Below are 16,365 nucleotides of genomic sequence, written 5' to 3'. Positions count from 1 at the left end.
GCCTCCGGCCGGTGACGTATCGTCGGGACGGATTTTCGGACGGCAGGACCTGGTGAGGGGAAGACTCATGGACAACGAGGACTCGAAGCGGTTGCTGGAGCTGCTGACCACGCGGCGGGCCGAGCTGGTGGCGCAGTGGGAGCAGACCGTCGGAGTCTCGTTGCGCGGGCGCGTGAGCGGCGCGGAGCTCGGCCGGGAGCTCGGCGAGCTGTACGACGCGATCACCGAGGCCGTCTCGCAGGGCGGGCTGGTCGGCCGCGGCGACGGGTTCGGCGTCGTGCGCAGCCTTCTGGTCGAGCTGTCGCGCACCCGGGCCCGGCAGGGGTTCACCCCGACCGAGACCGCCGTGAGCGTCTTCGCGCTCAAGGAGGTCCTGGAGCCCTTCCTCGGCGGGTCCGTCGAGGACGTGCGCGCCTACCTCCAGTTCTCCCGGCTCCTCGACGACCTCGGTCTGTTCACGGTCGAGGAGTACGCCCGGACCCGCGAGGAGATCATCTCCACGCAGTCCCAGCAGCTCCTGGAGCTGTCGACCCCCGTGGTGAAGCTGTGGGACGGCGTGGTGGGAGTGCCGCTCGTCGGCACGCTCGACTCCGCGCGCACGCAGGTGGTCATGGAGAAGCTGCTCCAGGCCCTCGTGGACTCCAACTCGGCGCACGCGATCATCGACATCACCGGTGTGCCGGCCGTCGACACCCAGGTCGCGCAGCACCTCCTCAAGACCGTCGTCGCGGCGCGGATGATGGGCGCGGAGTGCACCATCTCCGGCATCCGGCCCCAGATCGCGCAGACCATCGTGGCCCTGGGGATCGAGTTCGGCGACATCCCGACGAAGGCGACCCTGGCCGACGCCCTGCGCCACGCCCTTGCGGAGATCGACAAGGCCGCCGCGGCCCGTCCGGCGGGTCTGCTGTGAGCGACCGCGTACCGGTCCTGAAGATCGGCGACATCCTCCTGGTCTCGATCCAGGTGGACCTGGAGGACCAGATGGTCCTCGACCTCCAGGACGACCTCTCCCAGCAGATCGTCGCGACCGGCGCCCGCGGCGTGGTCATCGACATCTCGGCCCTGGAGATCGTCGACTCGTTCGTGGGACGCATGCTGGCCACCACGGCCGCCATCTCCCGCGTCCTCGGCGCGGAGACCGTCGTCGTCGGCATGCGCCCGGCCGTCGCCATGACCCTGGTGGAGCTGGGGCTCTCGCTGGGCGGCGTCCGCACGGCGCTCAACCTCGAACTCGGCCTTGGCTACCTGCGCCGGGCGCAGGACGCTCCTCCGGCACGCCGGTGAAGGAGTATCCGGCCGACGAGGCCTCCCGCGAGGAAGTGGAGATCCGGTCCAGCGGCGACGTCGTCAAGGCCCGCCAGGCGGTGCGCGTCCTCGCCCAGCAGGCCGGTCTTTCCCTGGTCAACCAGACCAAACTGGTCACGGCCGCCAGTGAGCTGGGTCGCAACACGCTCATCTACGGCGGGGGCGGCACGGCGCACGCGGTCATCGTCCGCGACGTGGCGCGCGTCGGCGTGTGGGTGAGCTTCTCGGACACCGGTCCCGGCATCCCGGACATCGAGCAGGCGCTGACCGACGGCTGGACGTCGGGCAGCGGCATGGGCCTGGGGCTCAGCGGTGCCCGGCGCCTGGTCGACGAGTTCGAGCTGGACTCGGCGCCGGGCGCCGGAACCACGGTGACGGTGCTGAAGTGGGCACGGTGAACCCGGTGACCGGTTACGAGATCGAGGCCGAGGACGTCGTGTGGCTGCGCCTCGACGTCGCCGTCGCCGCGGCCGCCCGGCGGGAAGCCGCGCGGCTGGCCCGGCGCATCGGCATGGATCCGGTCCGCGTGGCCGAGATCGAGCTCGCCGTGACCGAGGCGGCCACCAATCTGCAGAAGCACGCCCGGGACGGCGCGCTGGCCCTGCGGGTGACCACCCTGCGGGGCCGGGCCGCCCTCGAACTCCTCTCCGTGGACAGCGGTCCGGGCATGGCCGACGTGGGCAGCGCGCTCGTGGACGGCGTGTCCGGGAGCGGCACCCTGGGCGTGGGGATGGGGGCGATCGCGCGGTTCGCCGGCGTCTTCGACGTCCACTCCCTGCCCGGTCGCGGTACGGCCCTGCTCGCGCGGTTCTGGGAGGGCGACGACCCCGGCCCGCTCCCCTGCGCGGACGAGCCCGAGGTCGCCGGTCTGACCCGCCCGATCAGCGGTGAGGAGGTCTGCGGGGACACCTGGGCCGCGCGCACCGAGCACGGCCCCGACGGCGCGCGGGCGGTCACGGTGATGATGTGCGACGGGCTGGGGCACGGCCCGATGGCGGCGCTCGCCGGCGAGCGCGCGCGGGCCGCCTTCCGGACGGGCGGCCAGGGGAGCCCCCAGGACGTCGTGCGGACCCTCCACGCGGAGCTGCGGGGCAGCCGGGGCGCGGCGGTCACGGTCGCCCGGGCCGACTTCTCCCGGGGGATCGTCGAGCACTGCGGGGTGGGCAACATCAGCGCCTTCGTCGTCGGCGGCGAGAAGCGCGTCACCCTGCTGTCCCTTCCCGGGATCGTGGGCCACCAGCTGCCCGCGCTCCGGACCTTCCGGACCGCCCTGGAACCCGGCGCGGTCCTCGTGATGCACTCCGACGGCCTGAGCGACCGGTGGTCGCCGGCCGGCCTCCCCGGTCTGTTCGCCCGGCAGCCGGCCGTCGTCGCGGCCCAGCTCCTCGGCCAGGCGGGAGTGCGCCGCGACGACGCCGGCATCGTCGTCGCCCGGGCGGCCCGTCGATGAGACAGGGGCACACCGACAGTCTCTGCGTCCTTCCGCTGGCCGTCGAGCGCGACGGGTTTGAACTGCGCAGGCGGGGACAGTTGGTGTGCCGTGCCCTGGGTCTGGAGGGCCACGAACTAGTGCGAGTGGTGACGGTACTGAGCGAGGTGGGACGTGATCTCCTGGGAGCTCCGGGGCTGCGTGCGGACCTGTGGGTGGAGAGCCCCCTCCGGGAAGCCGAGCTCTTCCGGGCCCGCTTCACCTGGAGCGGGCCCCGCACGCCCGGCCGCGACGCGCTCGACGCCGCCGAGCGACTCCTGGACCACTGCCGGTACGAGGCGTCGGCCGGGGACCACGCGTTGACGGTGGGCCAGCGGCTGCCCGCCTCCCAGGGGTATCCCGGGCAGCGGGCGGAGCGCGCCCGTGCGGCGCTCCGCGACTCGGGCGACCTCAGCATGGGCGAGGAGCTGCGGATCCAGAACCGCCAGCTGCTCCAGGCGCTGGAGGAGTCGAGGGCCCAGCAGGAGGAGCTGCAGCGGCTGAACGCCGAGCTGGAGGAGACCAACCAGGGGGTGGTCGCCCTCTACAGCGAGCTGTCCGCCGAGCTGGAGGAGACCAACACGGGCGTGGTGGCCCTCTACGCCGAGCTGGAGGACAAGACCCGGCAGCTGCGTCTGGCGAGCGAGGCCAAGACGCGTTTCTGGGCCAACGTGAGCCACGAGCTGCGGGCCCCGGTCAACTCGGTCATCGCGCTCGCCCGCCTCCTGCTCGCGCCCGACGCCGACCCGCTGACCGAGGAGCAGCGCCAGCAGATGTCCCTCATCGCCGGCTCCGGCAGCACGCTCCTCGCCCTGGTCGAGGAGCTCCTGGACGTGGCCAAGGCCGAGTCGGGGCGGCTCGAACCCCATCTGGTCCGCACCGACCTGCGGACCCTGCTGCACCAGCTGCGCGGGACGCTGCGCGGCATGGCCCGCGACGGGGTACGCCTCGACATCCCCGACGTCGAGGACGTGCCGGAGCTCGTCACCGACGAGGTCATGCTCACCCGCGTCCTGCGCAACCTGCTGTCCAACGGCCTGAAGTTCACCACGGCCGGCGAGGTCCGCCTCACGGTCGGGACCGAGGAGCGGGCGGGCCGCCCCTGGTTCGTCTTCACCACCACCGACACCGGCATCGGGATCGCCGCGGACCAGCAGGACCGCGTCTTCGAGGAGTTCTACCAGGTCCTGGGCACCCACCAGCGGGGGCAGCCGGGCACCGGCCTGGGCCTGCCCTACGCCCGGAGGCTGACCGGCCTGCTCGGCGGCGTCCTCACGCTGACCAGCGAACCGGGCACGGGGACCAGGGTCCGGGTCGAGATCCCGGCCCGTCCGGACCCGGACGCGCCGTCGCCCGGCGCCGACGGCGTCCGTGCGGATTCGCTGGTCGTCGTGGACGACGACCCGACCTTCGTCGAGCTGCTGCGGCCCGTACTGGGCCGGGTCGCGCGGAAGGTGACGGAGGTGTCGGTCAGTTCGCGGGCCCTCGACGTCATCCGCGCGGAGCGGCCCGACGCGGTCCTGATCGACCTGGCGATGCCGGCCCCCGACGGGTACGTGCTCCTCCAGGTCCTGGCCCGCGACCCGGAGACCGCGCACATCCCGGTCGTGGTCCTGACCTCGACCGACCCCGGTGACGTGGACCGCTCCCGGCTCACCCACGCGCGGGCCGTCCTGGGCAAGACGCACCTGACGCCCGAACGCATCGCCCTGGCCCTGGCCCTCGACCCGGCCGGGCCCGACCGCACTCCTCCGGCGAGGGCCGGCGAGCAGCACACGCCCGGAGAAGCCACACCGTGATCGCAGGCCAGACACCGTCCGACCACTCGCCCGCGCGCGTCCTGATCGTCGACGACAACCCGACCAACCGCTACGTCCTGAGGACCACGCTGTCCCGCGCGGGCCACACCGTCGTGGAGGCGGAGGACGGCACCGGGGCGCTCGCGCTGCTCAAGGGCGCCGAGGCCCTGCCGGAGGTGGCCGTCATCGACGTGCGGCTGCCCGACATGACCGGTTTCGAGGTCTGCGAGCGCATCAAGGCGGATCCCGCGACGGCGGCCCTTCCGGTCCTGCACGTCTCGGCGTCCGCCATCACCGTCGACGACCGCACCCAGGGTCTCAACCGGGGTGCGGACGCCTACCTGACGGAGCCCATCGCCCCGGACGAGCTCCTCGCCACCGTCACGGCGACCCTGCGCTACGCGCGGGCGCGCCGCCGGGCCGAGCGTCTCGCGGACCGCCTGCTGCACCTGAACGAGGCGACCCTGCTCCTCTACAGCGCGGACAGCGCCGCCGGGGTCGCCCGGGCGGCCGCCAGGGGCGCCGCCATCGTCCTGGGAGCCCCCGCCGTGGCGGCGATCATCTCCCCGCACGGGGAGCCGGCCTCGGCGATGTGCGCCGAAACGAGCGGGAAGGCCCCACCGGACGCGGTCGCCGACGTGCAGCTCGACGCCCGCGAACTGCCCGCGTACCACGAGCTGGGGGACCGCACCGGGACGCGGCTCGCCACGGTCCACTCCCACGAGTGGCCCGGTCTCCCGCCCGGCCCCGTGTCTCCCGGCAGGCTCGCCGCGGCGGTGGCGCGCGCCAAGCCCGGTCGGCAGCCGGTGTGCCTCGCGGTCCCGGCGGAGGCGGTCGCGACGCCCGACGACGAGCAGCTCCTCGCCCAGCTCGCCCAGGCGTGCGCCCTCGCCCTGGAGGCGCTGCGGAGCTACACCGAGGAGCACGACCTGGCGCTGACCCTCCAGCGGAGCTTCCTGCCCGAGACGCTGCCGGATTCGCACCTCGCCGACCTGGCGGTGCGCTATCTGCCGGCCAGCGACCACGCGGAGATCGGCGGCGACTTCTACGAGGCCCTTCCGACGCGGGGAGGCCTGCTGCTCGCCGTCGGGGACGTCGCCGGGCACTCCCTGGACGCCGCCATGCTCATGGGGCAGATGCGCCATGCCCTGCGCGCCTACGCCATCGAGGGGCATCCGCCCCACGACATCCTCGGGCGCCTCGACCACCTCCTGGCGGCCGTCGGGGCGCGGCTCACTCTCACCCTGTGCATCGTCTTCATCGACGAGGCCACCGGTCTGCTGCACATCGCCAACGCCGGCCACCTGCCGCCGCTGCTGCGCGCTCCGGACGGGAGCGTCCGGTCCGTCGAGGAGCACGGACCGCTCCTGGGCATAGGCCTCCCCCATCCGGTGAGCACCGAGGTGGCCGCGCCGCCCGGCTCCATCATCGTCATGACCACCGACGGCCTGGTCGAACGCCGCAACGAGAACCTGGGGCTCTCCCTCGAACGTCTCGAACGCGCGCTCGGGGCCCTTCCGGCGGACGTGGAGAGGATCTGCGACGGCCTCCTGGAGGCGTTCCCGCCCAACGGAGAGGACGACATCGCGCTGATGGCGGTGCGTTTGACCGGCGGTGGGCGATCTCACATATTGTGAGGCTTGTATGCGCATGTGCCCGGCGGGTTGCGATCCCGGGGACGAGTGCGAGACGGTTGCCCCAGGACAACTGTCGTCCATAGCAGGAAGGTGGTGGGGCGCGCGTCACGCGTGCCTCCGTTTGTGTCTGCTTCCCGCAGTTCCCCCGCCCGTCCGCCCGGTACCGGCGTCCAGCTCGGCGCCACGTGGATCGAGGCCCCCTATCCCGTACTGGTCGTGGACCGGCACGGCGGTCTCGTGCGGATCAACGGGGCCGCACAGCTCCTGCTGCCCGGTGCCGCGAGCGGCGACTGGCTGCACGAACGGGTGCCGTCCTGGCTGGCGGACGCCCACCGGCGCATCTGCGACGGCCTGTCGGACACCCGGACGGGCCCGCTGACCGGGCGCATCCGCGACCGCCTCGTCGAGGCGCACCCGACCACGGGCGACGACGGCGACGTGGTGTGGTGGCTGGTCGACGAGACCGATCGGCGTTTCGCCGAAACGGCCCTGGCCGACGTGCAGACGCGCTCCGAGGTCCTCGCCGAGGTCTCCGGTTCCCTGCTGTCCACACTGAACGTGCGGCGCTGTATGGAGGTGGCCTCCTCGATGGCCGCGGAGCACCTGGCCGAGGCCGCCGTCCTCGTGGCGCCGCCCCAGGGCCGGCGCCACTCGCTGACCTTCGCCCGCCGGGGCGGCCCCGTCACCCAGTCCGTCCGGCAGGTCGACGTCTCCGCCGTGCCCGGGCTGACCGAGGCCCTTCAGGGCTTCCCGCCCGTGCCGGCGCGCTGGATCGACCCCGCCGACCTCCCCGACTGGGTGATCCCCGAGGGCTTCACCGCGCCGGTCGGTTCCGTCATCGTCACCCCGCTCCCCGGCCACGGGGTGCCCGCCGGGGCGCTGATCCTGCTGCGTTCCGGCACCGAACGGGCCTTCAGCGAGAACGAGGAGGTCTTCGCACGCCTGTTCGCGGCGCGCGCCGGAGCCGCCCTGTCCGCCGCCCGGCTCTACACCGAGCAGGCCGCCATCACCGCCACGCTGATGAACGAGCTGCTGCCGCCGGTGCTGCGCCACGTCCACGGGGTCGAGTACGCCGGCGGCTACCGCGCCTCGAAGGACCACGAACGGGTCGGCGGGGACTTCTACGACGTCCACCCCGGCGCCGACCCCTCCGGGGAGACCCTCGTCGTCCTGGGCGACGTCGCGGGCAAGGGCCTGGACGCGGCGGTCCTGACCGGAAAGATCCGCAACACCCTGCACGCCCTGCTCCCGCTGGCCGAGGACCACCAGCGGGTCCTGAACCTGCTCAACGGCGCGCTGCTCTCCTCGCACCACACCCGATTCGCCACGCTCGTGCTCGTCTCCGTGCAGCACCGGGACGGCCGGACGCGCCTGCGGGTGACCGGTGCCGGGCACCTGCCCCCGCTCATCGCCCGCGCCGACGGGACGGTGGAGGAGATCGCCACCCGCGGCACCCTGGTCGGCGCCCTGCCGACCGTCGAGGCCCGCACCGTGGAGACCGTGCTCGCCCCCGGCGAGACGTGCCTGCTCTACACCGACGGCATCGTCGAGGCGCGGGGCGGCCCCCTCGGGGACGGGTTCCTGGGCACCGAGCGCCTGAAGAGGGCGCTGGCCGAGTGCGCGGGCATGCAGGCGGAAGCGGTCGTGGAGCGGATACAGATGCTGGCCGCGCAATGGCTCCGCGAAGGCCGGCACGACGACATGGCCGTCGTGGCGATCACGGCCCCCAGGGCCTCGACGCTCACCACGGGCGGCGGATACGGCCGGTACGGCGGGAGGAACACGTGAGACAGGCCACCGCGACGGACACGGTGGTGGAACGGCTGTGGACGGCAGCGGTGGAGGGTGACGAGCCCGCCGCCGCCTCCGTCGTGCACGAGGCGCTCGCCGCGGGCGTGCCGGAGGAGGCCCTGCTCCTCGACGTGCTCGCGCCGGTCCAGGCGAAGGTCGGCGTCGAATGGGCCGCCGACCGCATCACCGTGGCGCAGGAGCACGCCGTCACCGCCATCAACGAGCGGATCGTCGCCTCCCTGGCGCACCGCCGCGACGCCGGTCGCGCCGTGCCCCCGCGGGGCCGCGTCACGGTCGGCTGCGTCGACGGCGAGTGGCACGCCTTCCCCGCCCGCCTCGTCGCCGAGGTGCTCTCCCTGCACGGCTGGCGGGTCGACTACCTCGGGGCGCAGACCCCGACCCCGCACCTGGTGGCCCATCTGCACCGGAGCGACCCCGACGCCGTCCTCCTGTCCGGGTCGATCCCGACCCACCTGCCGGCCGCCCACGCCGCGATCACCGCCTGCCAGGCCGTGGGCGTCCCGGTCCTGGCGGGCGGGCGCGCCTTCGGCCCCGACGGGCGGTACGCGCGCACGCTGCGCGCCGACCGGTGGGCCCCCGACGCGCGCGGCGCGCTCGCGGTCCTGGACGAGGGCATGCCCCGGCCCGACGTGTCGGCCGGCCGGCACGCGGTGGACGACCTGCCGCACCTGGCCGACCAGGAGTACACGATGGTCGTCCGCTCCCGGCACCGGCTGGTCAAGCAGACCCTGGTCGACCTGGAGGACCGTTTCCCGCCGATGCGCGCCTACGGCGACCTCCAGCGCGAGCGCACGGCGGAGGACATCGCGCACATCGTCGACTTCCTGACCACCGCCCTCTACGTCGACGACCCCGAGCTGTTCGCCACGTTCCTCGTCTGGACCGCCGACATCCTCCGGGCCCGCCGCGTGCCCACCCGCTCCCTCGTGGCCGGCCTGGACGTCCTGGCCGGCCAGTTGCGCGACTTCCCCCGCGCGGTGCGCGCGATCGAGCGGGGCGCGGCGGCCCTGGGCGAGCACTCCGTCCGTACCGTCCCCGGCCCCGGCACCCGCCCATGAACGACTTCGCCTCCACCGAGTTCGCCCTCGGCGTCGTCCGCGAGCCCGGCTCGCTGCACGTGCGCGTGAGCGGCGACCTCGACTACGACACCTGTGACGAACTGGTCGACGCGGTCACCGGGGAGCTGGCGGAGGACGGGCCGCCGCCACGGGGCGTGCGCCTCGACTTCGCGGAGCTGACGCACATCGACTCCTCGGGCCTGTCCGCCCTGCTGCTCGTCCACCGCCGGGCCGGTGCCGTCGGCGCCACCCTGTACCTGGACAACCGCCCTGACTTCCTGGAGCGCATGCTCCGGATCACCAACGTCCTGGAGCACCTCACCGGCCCGGCGGCCGGTCAGCCCGCGGACTGACGGAGGCGGAGACGGGCGACGACCTCCTTGCCCGTCTCCACGCCCTGGTGGGCGAGTTGTTCGCGCAGCAGGCCGACCAGCCGGAGGCCGTGGCCCCCGGCACGGCGGGCGTCCTCTTCCCGGAGGACCGGCGGGCGGGGTGAGCCGTCGCGGACGGTGATGCTCAGCAGGGAGCCCTCGGGCGGCAGTTCGAGGAGGAGCCCGCCGGGGCCGGTGGGGTCGGGTCGTCGAACGGGGCGGCCATGGCTCTCCTCCGTCGGGTCACGGGCCTCAGCTGGCCGGAGAGGGGCCCGTGCTGACGACCCGGAAGTGGCCGAGGGTCCCGCTGACGTCCAGGAGCCGCCGCACCGCGGAGTGCAGGGGGCCGATCAGCACCAGCTCGCGCCCGTCCGCCTCGTGGCGGCGCCGGGCTTCGAGCAGCGCGTTGAGGAGCATGCTGTCGGCGAAGGTGACCCGGGAGAGGTCCACCGCCGTCATCGGGGAGGCCGCCTCGACGGAGGCCGCCCAGGCCGCCTCGACGTCCTCCGCGTCGTCGTGATCCATCTCGCCGTGCATCGTGATGACGAACACCTGCTCGTGGCTGGTGAAACGCACTTTTCTCTCGGGGACCGCATGCATGCGGTCATCCTCACATCGGCGAACGCCGCCGCGCCACCTGCCCCTCGGATCGTCCGACGGCCGCGCCCCCGGAGCCGTGCTGCTCCGGGGGCGCGGGCGGTGCGGGGTGGTGCGGGTGGTGCGGGTGGTGCGGTGCGGGATCAGAACTGGAGCGACCAGGCGTTGACGTAGCCGGTGTCGTTGACCCAGTTGTCGGTGACGCGGAGCTTCCAGGTGCCGTCGGCGGCCTTGGCGGAGGCGTCGACCGTGAACGTGCCCTGGACGTGGTCGGCGCTGTCGGAGGAGTTGTAGTTCTTCAGGACGAACGCGCCGCCGTCGGGGGCGACCAGCTCGACCTTCAGGTCGCCGCGGAAGGTGTGGCGGACGTCGACGGTGACGGCCAGGTTCGCGGGGGCGTTGCCGGCGACGCCGGTGACGGTGATCGGCGACTCCACGGTGGCGTTGTCGCGGATCTGCACGTCGTCGGTGTTCTCGAACTTGCTGCCGGTGGGCGGCGGGGTGGTGCTGCCGGTGCCCGTGTAGAGGAGCTTGTTCGGGGAGCCGGTGCGGGGGTCGGTGACCTTGCCGGAGGTGGCGTCGGCGACCAGCTTGTCGCGGACCTGGGCCGGGGTCCAGGTCGGGTTGGCGGCGAGCAGCAGGGCGGCGGCGCCGGCGACGTGCGGGGCGGCCATGGAGGTGCCGCTCATCGACTGGGAGGCGGTGTCGCCGGAGTTGGACGTGGAGACGATGCTGTCACCGGGGGCGAAGATGTCCAGGCAGGAGCCGTAGTTGGAGCCCTGGCCGTTGTTCCAGCCGGTGGCGCGGGCGTCCCGGCTGTTGGTGGCGCCGACCGTGATGGCGGACGGGGTGGAGGACGGGGAGTAGGAACACGAGTCGGCGTTGTTGTTTCCGGCCGCCACGACCCAGGTGACGCCGGAGGCGATGGAGGACGCCACGGCGTCGTTCACGGACTGGGTCTTGCCGCCGCCGATGCTCATGTTGGCCACGGCCGGCTTCTTGGCGTTCTTGGTGACCCAGTCGATGCCCGCGAGGACCGGCGCCCAGGTGTCGCCGGAGGTGCCCTGGCAGTTCAGGACCCGGACGCCGATCAGCTTGACGCCCTTGGCGACGCCGTACGAGCCGCCGCCGACGGTGCCGGCGACGTGGGTGCCGTGGCCCTGGCAGTCGGAGGCGTTGGAGTCGTTGTCGATGAAGTCGTAGCCGCTGACGGCGCGTCCGCCGAAGTCGCGGTGGCTCATGCGGATGCCGGTGTCCACGATGTACGCGTTCACCTGGGAGGCGGTGGTGCCGTAGGTGTAGCTGTTGTCGATCGGCAGGTCGCGCTGGTCGACGCGGTCCAGGCCCCAGGAGGGCGGGTTGGGCTGGGTGTCGACGGCGTACGCCACCGCGTCGGCCTCCACCCGGGCCACCGACGGGTCGGCGGCCAGCTCCTTAGCCTCGCTCTCGGTCATCTTCACCGCGAAGCCGCGCAGGGCGGCGGTGTAGGTGTAGCGCAGGCTGCCCGCGTGGCGCTTGGCCAGTGCCTTCGCGGAGGCGGGCACGTCGGCGCGGGCGACCGAGTCCTTGAAGGTGACGATGTAGGAGCCGTCGACCGCGCCGGGGCGGTCCGCGCCGACGATGCGGCCCTCGCCGCCGCTCGGCGGTACGGGGGCGGCCGTGGCCCCGGCGGTCGAGGCGGCCCCGGCGAGCAGGGCGGCACTGGCGCCGACGGCGAGCAGGCGCCGAAGGACGCGAGCGTCGAACTCCATGGTTTCTCCCTTGAGAGGTGTCCGGGCCCGGCTCGGGCCCGGAGGGCGGCACCCGTCGCCCCGGTTGGGCTCCGGACACGCTCCGTCGGTGGTGGGAGGCGCGTGTCCGGAGGGGGACCGCCGGCGCACCGGGACGCGCTCCCTGTCGGGATCATGACAATCGCCCGGTCGTGGCGGTCGTGCGGGCGCCTTCGGGTGTCGGCGCCCACGACGGTGGGGGGTGGGGTGGCGCGCCGCACGGAGTCGGCTCCGTACGGCACGGGTCCGGTCACGCCGGACGACCGCGTGGGGTGCGGCCGTCCCCGCACCTCCGCCGGCTGGGGACCGCGGTGTGCGGGACGGCGTCGCCGGACCGCCCAGAGCTTCGGTCAGGCGGGAGGAACGCAGCAATCCGTAGCGCTACCCAAAGAGTGGGGGCGGACGGTCGGGGCGGGCGCCCGCATTCCGTAGGTGGTGGACCCCTATTGCGACATCGGCCGTCCGGAGGGTAGACCACCTGCCCAACGGGCGGCCCCGGCGGTGCGCGAGGTCTTCCGGGCGAGTGGTCGGCGAGAGGCGGAGCCGTGGAGAGACGTTCCTCCGGTACGGAGTCCTGCGGTGCGGGGCCCCGTGGTACGGATTCCTCCGGCACGGATCCCTTCCCTACGGGGCCCTTCCCCGCGGATCCCCGTCCCCCGGGGCCCGGCGAAGAGACGGCCGGCGGGGGCGGGTTCGTCGGGCGGACCGCGGAGCGGCGGCGGCTGCGGGAGGCGCTGCGGGCGGGACCGGGCCTCACCGTCGTACGGGGAGAGGCGGGGACGGGGGCGTCCCGGCTGGTGGACGAGGTGCTCGGCCGGGCGGAGTTCGCGCGGTGGACGCAGCTGCGCGGGACGTGCCCCGACACGGCGGACGCGGTGCCGCTCGGGCCCGTCGCCGACGCGCTGGCCGGGCTCCCGTACCGGCCCCGGCTCCCCGACCGGCCGCTGCCCGCGGTGACCGGGGCCGTCGGCCTGCTCGTGCCGGAACTGGCCGATCGGCTGCCGGACCCGCCCGCCGCGGCGGCCGATCCGGAGGTGCGACGCGGGCTGCTGCCGCGCGCGATCGGGGCGCTCCTCGCGTCGCTCGGGGACGTCGTCCTGGTCGTGGAGGACGTCCACCGGGCGGACCCCGCGACCCTCGCCCTGCTCCACCGCCTGACGGACGCGATGCCGGCCGGACTGCGCCTCGTCGCCACCGAGGACACCACGGCCGGGCCGCCGGTCCTCGGCGTCCGCGCCCCGGCGGACGTACGGGTCGAGGAGATCGGCGTACGGCCCTGGACGCCCGGGGAGACGGGCGAGTTCGTCCGCCGCTGGCTCGACGCGCACCGGCCGGGGCAGACGGACGAACGGGAGGAGCTGACCGCGCTCGTGCACGAACTGGCCGGCGGATTCCCCGGAGCCGCCGGGGAGTTGCTGCGGAGCGCCGGGGAACGGCTGCGGGAGGACGGCTCCGGCCGGAGGGACGGGACCGACGGCCCGGTGGGGGCGTGGACGGCGGGCCGGGCCGGACGGGAGGCGGGGGCCGGGTCGGACGGGGGCGGACAGGCAGCCGGTCCGTGGGCGGGCGGGGACGACCGGGCGGGGGGCCTCCGGGCCGGTGAGGACGGCCTGGCCGCGGTGTCGTGGGCCGGCGGGGCGGCGAGTTCCCCGGCGGCGGGCCACCCGGACGGCGGGGACGACTGGGTGACGGGGCCTCGGGCGGTGGGGCCTGTGTGCGCCGCCGTGCGCGCGGTCGGGGTGCCCGTCCGGGTGCGGCGGGAGCTGGCCCGGCGGTGCGCCCCGCTCGGCGCGGACGCCCGGCGGATCGTCGAGGCGGCGGCCGTCCTCGGACTCGCGGTGCCCGTCGGCGTGCTCGCCGAGGTGGCGGACCTCGCGCCCGAGCGGGCCGAGGAGGCCGTGGACGCCTGCGTGCGCCGGTCCGTGCTGCGGGCCGACGGGCCCCGCCCCGCCTTCCGGCACCCGCTGGACCGCCGGGCCGCGCTGGCGCTCCTCTCCGGGCCCCGGCTCGCCCGGCTGGGCCTGCGCGCCGCCCGGGCCCTGCGCCGGAACGGCGGAGGGCCGCCGCCGCTGGCCGACCTCGCCCGGCTGTACGCGGCGGCCGGACGGGTGCGCGAGGCCCTGCGCTGCCTCGTCGCGGCGGCCGACCGGGCCGCCGCCGGCGGCGACTACGCCACCGCCACCAGCCTCTACACCCGGGCCGTCGCCGAGGACCCCCGCGCGGAGGGCCGGATCCGCACCGCCGCGAAGCTGGCCCGCACCGCGCAACTGGCCCGCGCGGGCGAGCCGGTGGTGGCCGCGGTGCGGCGGGTCCTCGACGAGGACGATCCGCCGCCCCGGCTGCGCGGCGAGATCCGGCTGCACCTGAGCGTCGTCCTGCGCAACCAGAGCGGAGGGGCGCTCGACAGCCTCAACGAGGTCGCCCGCGCCGTCCCCGACCTGGAGGCGTCCGACCCGCAGACCGCCGCCCGCGCCATGGCGGTCGCCGCCATCCCTTCCATCAAGGGCTGGCCCGTCGACCGCCACCGGGAGTGGCTGGAGCGCGGCGAGGCGCTCGCCGACCGGGTCACCGATCCGGTCGCCCGGGCCGCCGTGGCCGCCAACCGCGCCACCGCCCTGATGCTGCTCGGCGACCCCCGGGCCTGGACCGCCGCCGAGGCGCTGCGCGGCCCGGCCGGGTCCGCGATGGAGGCCGCGCACCACGCCCGGGGCTGGACCAACCTGGCGCACGCGTCCAGCGCCCTCGGATACGGCGCGCGGGCCCGGGAGTTCCTCGACCGGGCCTCCGACGGGCTCGCCGACACCAGCAGCCCCTACCTGGAGGGGCTCGTCCAGACCGCCCGTCTGGTGCTCGCCTGGCACGAGGGCCGCTGGCAGGGCCTGCACGCGGCGGCCGACCGCACCGCCCGGCTCTACCGGGAGATACCCGACCTGACCTCCGAGGCCACGCTGGTCCGGGGGCTGACCGCGCTGCACGTGCTCGGCGACGTCCCCCGGGCCCGCCACGACCTGGCGGAGGCCGCCCGCACCACCCGCTACGACACCGGTCTCATCCTCACCGCCTCCGCCGCCGCCACGGCCCGCGTCCACCTGGAGGCCGGACGGCCCGGGCAGGCGTGCGAGGCCGTGGAGGAGGTGCTGCACCGCCTCGAACGGACCGGTGGCTGGGTGTGGGCCGGGGAGGTGCTGCCCGTCGCCGTGGAGGCCCTGCACGGCAGCGGGCAGACCGCGCGGGCCCACCGGCTCGTCGCCGACTTCGCGGCCGGGACCGCCGACAGCGACGCGCCCGCCGCGCGGGCCGCCCTGACCGTGTGCCGGGCGCTGCTCGCCGAGGCCGGGGACCGTCCGGACGAGGCCGTCGGACTGCTGGCCGACGCGGAGGCGCGGTGGCGGCTGCTCGGCCGCCCCTTCGACGCGGCCCGCGCGGCGGAGGCCCGGGGCCGCTGCCTGCTCGGCCTGCGCGGAGAGGCCGCGGCCGACGAGGTCCGGGACGTGGCCGAGGCCTATCGGCGCCTCGACGCCCGCTGGGACGTGGCCCGCTGCCGGCGGCTGCTGCGCCGCCACGACATCGTCACCACCCACCGCCGCGGCCGGCTCGGCTACGGCGACCAGCTGTCCCCGCGCGAGCAGGAGGTGGCCCGGCTGGTCGTCCAGGGGCGCGCCAACAAGGACATCGCCGAGAGCCTGGTCCTCTCCACCCGGACCGTGGAGCACCACGTGGCCCGCATCATGCGGAAGCTGAACGCCTCCTCCAGGACCGACATCGCCCTGGCGGGGTGGGGGGACGGCGGGGCGGAGCCGCGTCGGCGGTAGCCGCTCCGCCGGAGCCTCCCGGAGATCCGCCCGGAAGGAGCGTCGGACCCCCGTGGCGGGGTGGAGCGCGGACGGAGGGACCGCCTCCGACGGACGGGCCCGGAAGCACGGGGAGCGGCACGTGGACGACCCCGGCAGCGGCACGGACGGCCGTCGCACCGCGCGGCGGCGCTCGGACCTCGCCGCGCTCACGGCCCGGTGGCGCGGACTCGGCGGCGACGGGTTCCTCGCGCTCCCGCCGCCGCCCCGGAGCCGCTTCACCCAGTCCGACGGCCACGAGGACGCCGCCGAACTCGCCGCGGTGCGCGGCCTGCCGGCCCCGGTCTCCTTCGCGTACCGGCACTGGCAGTCCCACCGGCGGGCCTTCGACCGCTCCGACGCCCTGACGGGCGAACTGCTGCTGCACGGGGGCGGCGACCACGGCACCGTCGCCGCCGGGCTCGGCGCGGGTCCCGCCGGCTTCCGGATCGTCGACAACGGGCCGGGGGGCGCCTTCGGTCTGGACCGGACCACCCGCCGGGACGAGACGGGCCTGCCCGATCCGGCGGACCCCGGCGGCGTGCGCCGGTTCCCGGACGCGCTCGACGAGCCGGTGGACCGCTCCGCCCTCTCCTTCGCGTACCGGCCGCTGTCCCCCGCCGGGGCCGCGTGGCTCCACGAGCGGCTGCGCGGCCCCCCGGTCCTCTCCGCCGCGACCCGGTTCGCGGTCGCGCCGGAGCGGCGGGACGGGCTCG

Annotated in this window: 12 protein-coding genes; 10 read left to right on the top strand and 2 right to left on the bottom strand. The window is 75.1% G+C overall.

Annotation, left to right across the window (positions count from 1 at the left end; genetic code table 11):
• Positions 1–67 precede the first annotated feature (67 nt).
• The 9 genes from ACIQKA_RS04825 to ACIQKA_RS04785 all read left to right on the top strand — a co-directional run bounded on the left by ACIQKA_RS04825 (position 68) and on the right by ACIQKA_RS04785 (position 9,435).
• On the top strand, positions 68–913 hold the full coding sequence (locus ACIQKA_RS04825) for an STAS domain-containing protein (protein ID WP_402539981.1): 846 nt from the start codon (positions 68–70) through the stop codon (positions 911–913).
• Positions 910–1,287, top strand: coding sequence for an STAS domain-containing protein (locus tag ACIQKA_RS04820; protein WP_383152514.1), 378 nt, complete (start codon positions 910–912; stop codon positions 1,285–1,287). Before ACIQKA_RS04825 ends, ACIQKA_RS04820 begins: the two co-directional genes overlap by 4 nt.
• Entirely contained in the window at positions 1,284–1,706 is a 423-nt protein-coding gene (locus ACIQKA_RS04815; RefSeq protein WP_383152515.1) for an anti-sigma regulatory factor, read from the top strand. Before ACIQKA_RS04820 ends, ACIQKA_RS04815 begins: the two co-directional genes overlap by 4 nt.
• Positions 1,703–2,758, top strand: a complete 1,056-nt coding sequence (locus ACIQKA_RS04810; RefSeq protein WP_391093957.1) for an ATP-binding protein — start codon at positions 1,703–1,705, stop codon at positions 2,756–2,758. Before ACIQKA_RS04815 ends, ACIQKA_RS04810 begins: the two co-directional genes overlap by 4 nt.
• Entirely contained in the window at positions 2,755–4,575 is a 1,821-nt protein-coding gene (locus ACIQKA_RS04805; RefSeq protein ID WP_402539979.1) for an ATP-binding protein, read from the top strand. Before ACIQKA_RS04810 ends, ACIQKA_RS04805 begins: the two co-directional genes overlap by 4 nt.
• The gene (locus ACIQKA_RS04800) at positions 4,575–6,212 is read left to right on the top strand and encodes a SpoIIE family protein phosphatase (RefSeq protein WP_402540250.1); all 1,638 of its coding nucleotides are present in this window, start codon (positions 4,575–4,577) and stop codon (positions 6,210–6,212) included. Before ACIQKA_RS04805 ends, ACIQKA_RS04800 begins: the two co-directional genes overlap by 1 nt.
• Before the next feature lie 123 nt (positions 6,213–6,335).
• Entirely contained in the window at positions 6,336–8,000 is a 1,665-nt protein-coding gene (locus ACIQKA_RS04795) for a PP2C family protein-serine/threonine phosphatase (protein WP_402539978.1), read from the top strand.
• On the top strand, positions 7,997–9,082 hold the full coding sequence (locus ACIQKA_RS04790; protein ID WP_390106601.1) for a B12-binding domain-containing protein: 1,086 nt from the start codon (positions 7,997–7,999) through the stop codon (positions 9,080–9,082). Before ACIQKA_RS04795 ends, ACIQKA_RS04790 begins: the two co-directional genes overlap by 4 nt.
• Positions 9,079–9,435: an STAS domain-containing protein gene (locus ACIQKA_RS04785; protein WP_402539977.1), complete on the top strand. Its 357-nt coding sequence runs from the start codon at positions 9,079–9,081 to the stop codon at positions 9,433–9,435. Before ACIQKA_RS04790 ends, ACIQKA_RS04785 begins: the two co-directional genes overlap by 4 nt.
• 270 nt (positions 9,436–9,705) lie before the next feature.
• On the opposite strand, the gene ACIQKA_RS04780 is transcribed toward ACIQKA_RS04785, so the two are convergent.
• Positions 9,706–10,053, bottom strand: coding sequence for an STAS domain-containing protein (locus tag ACIQKA_RS04780; protein ID WP_383152520.1), 348 nt, complete (start codon positions 10,051–10,053; stop codon positions 9,706–9,708).
• A 140-nt stretch (positions 10,054–10,193) separates the two neighbouring features.
• Positions 10,194–11,801, bottom strand: coding sequence for a S8 family serine peptidase (locus ACIQKA_RS04775; protein ID WP_391093619.1), 1,608 nt, complete (start codon positions 11,799–11,801; stop codon positions 10,194–10,196).
• A 563-nt stretch (positions 11,802–12,364) separates the two neighbouring features.
• On the opposite strand from ACIQKA_RS04775, the gene ACIQKA_RS04770 reads away from it, so the two are divergent.
• On the top strand, positions 12,365–15,631 hold the full coding sequence (locus ACIQKA_RS04770) for a LuxR C-terminal-related transcriptional regulator (RefSeq protein WP_402539975.1): 3,267 nt from the start codon (positions 12,365–12,367) through the stop codon (positions 15,629–15,631).
• Positions 15,632–16,365: the final 734 nt, after the last annotated feature.

The organism is Streptomyces sp. NPDC092045, from assembly GCF_044756005.1.
GTDB lineage: Bacteria > Actinomycetota > Actinomycetes > Streptomycetales > Streptomycetaceae > Streptomyces.
The sequence above is the reverse complement of the archived record's forward strand: the minus strand, read 5'-3'. Positions and strand labels throughout refer to the sequence as shown.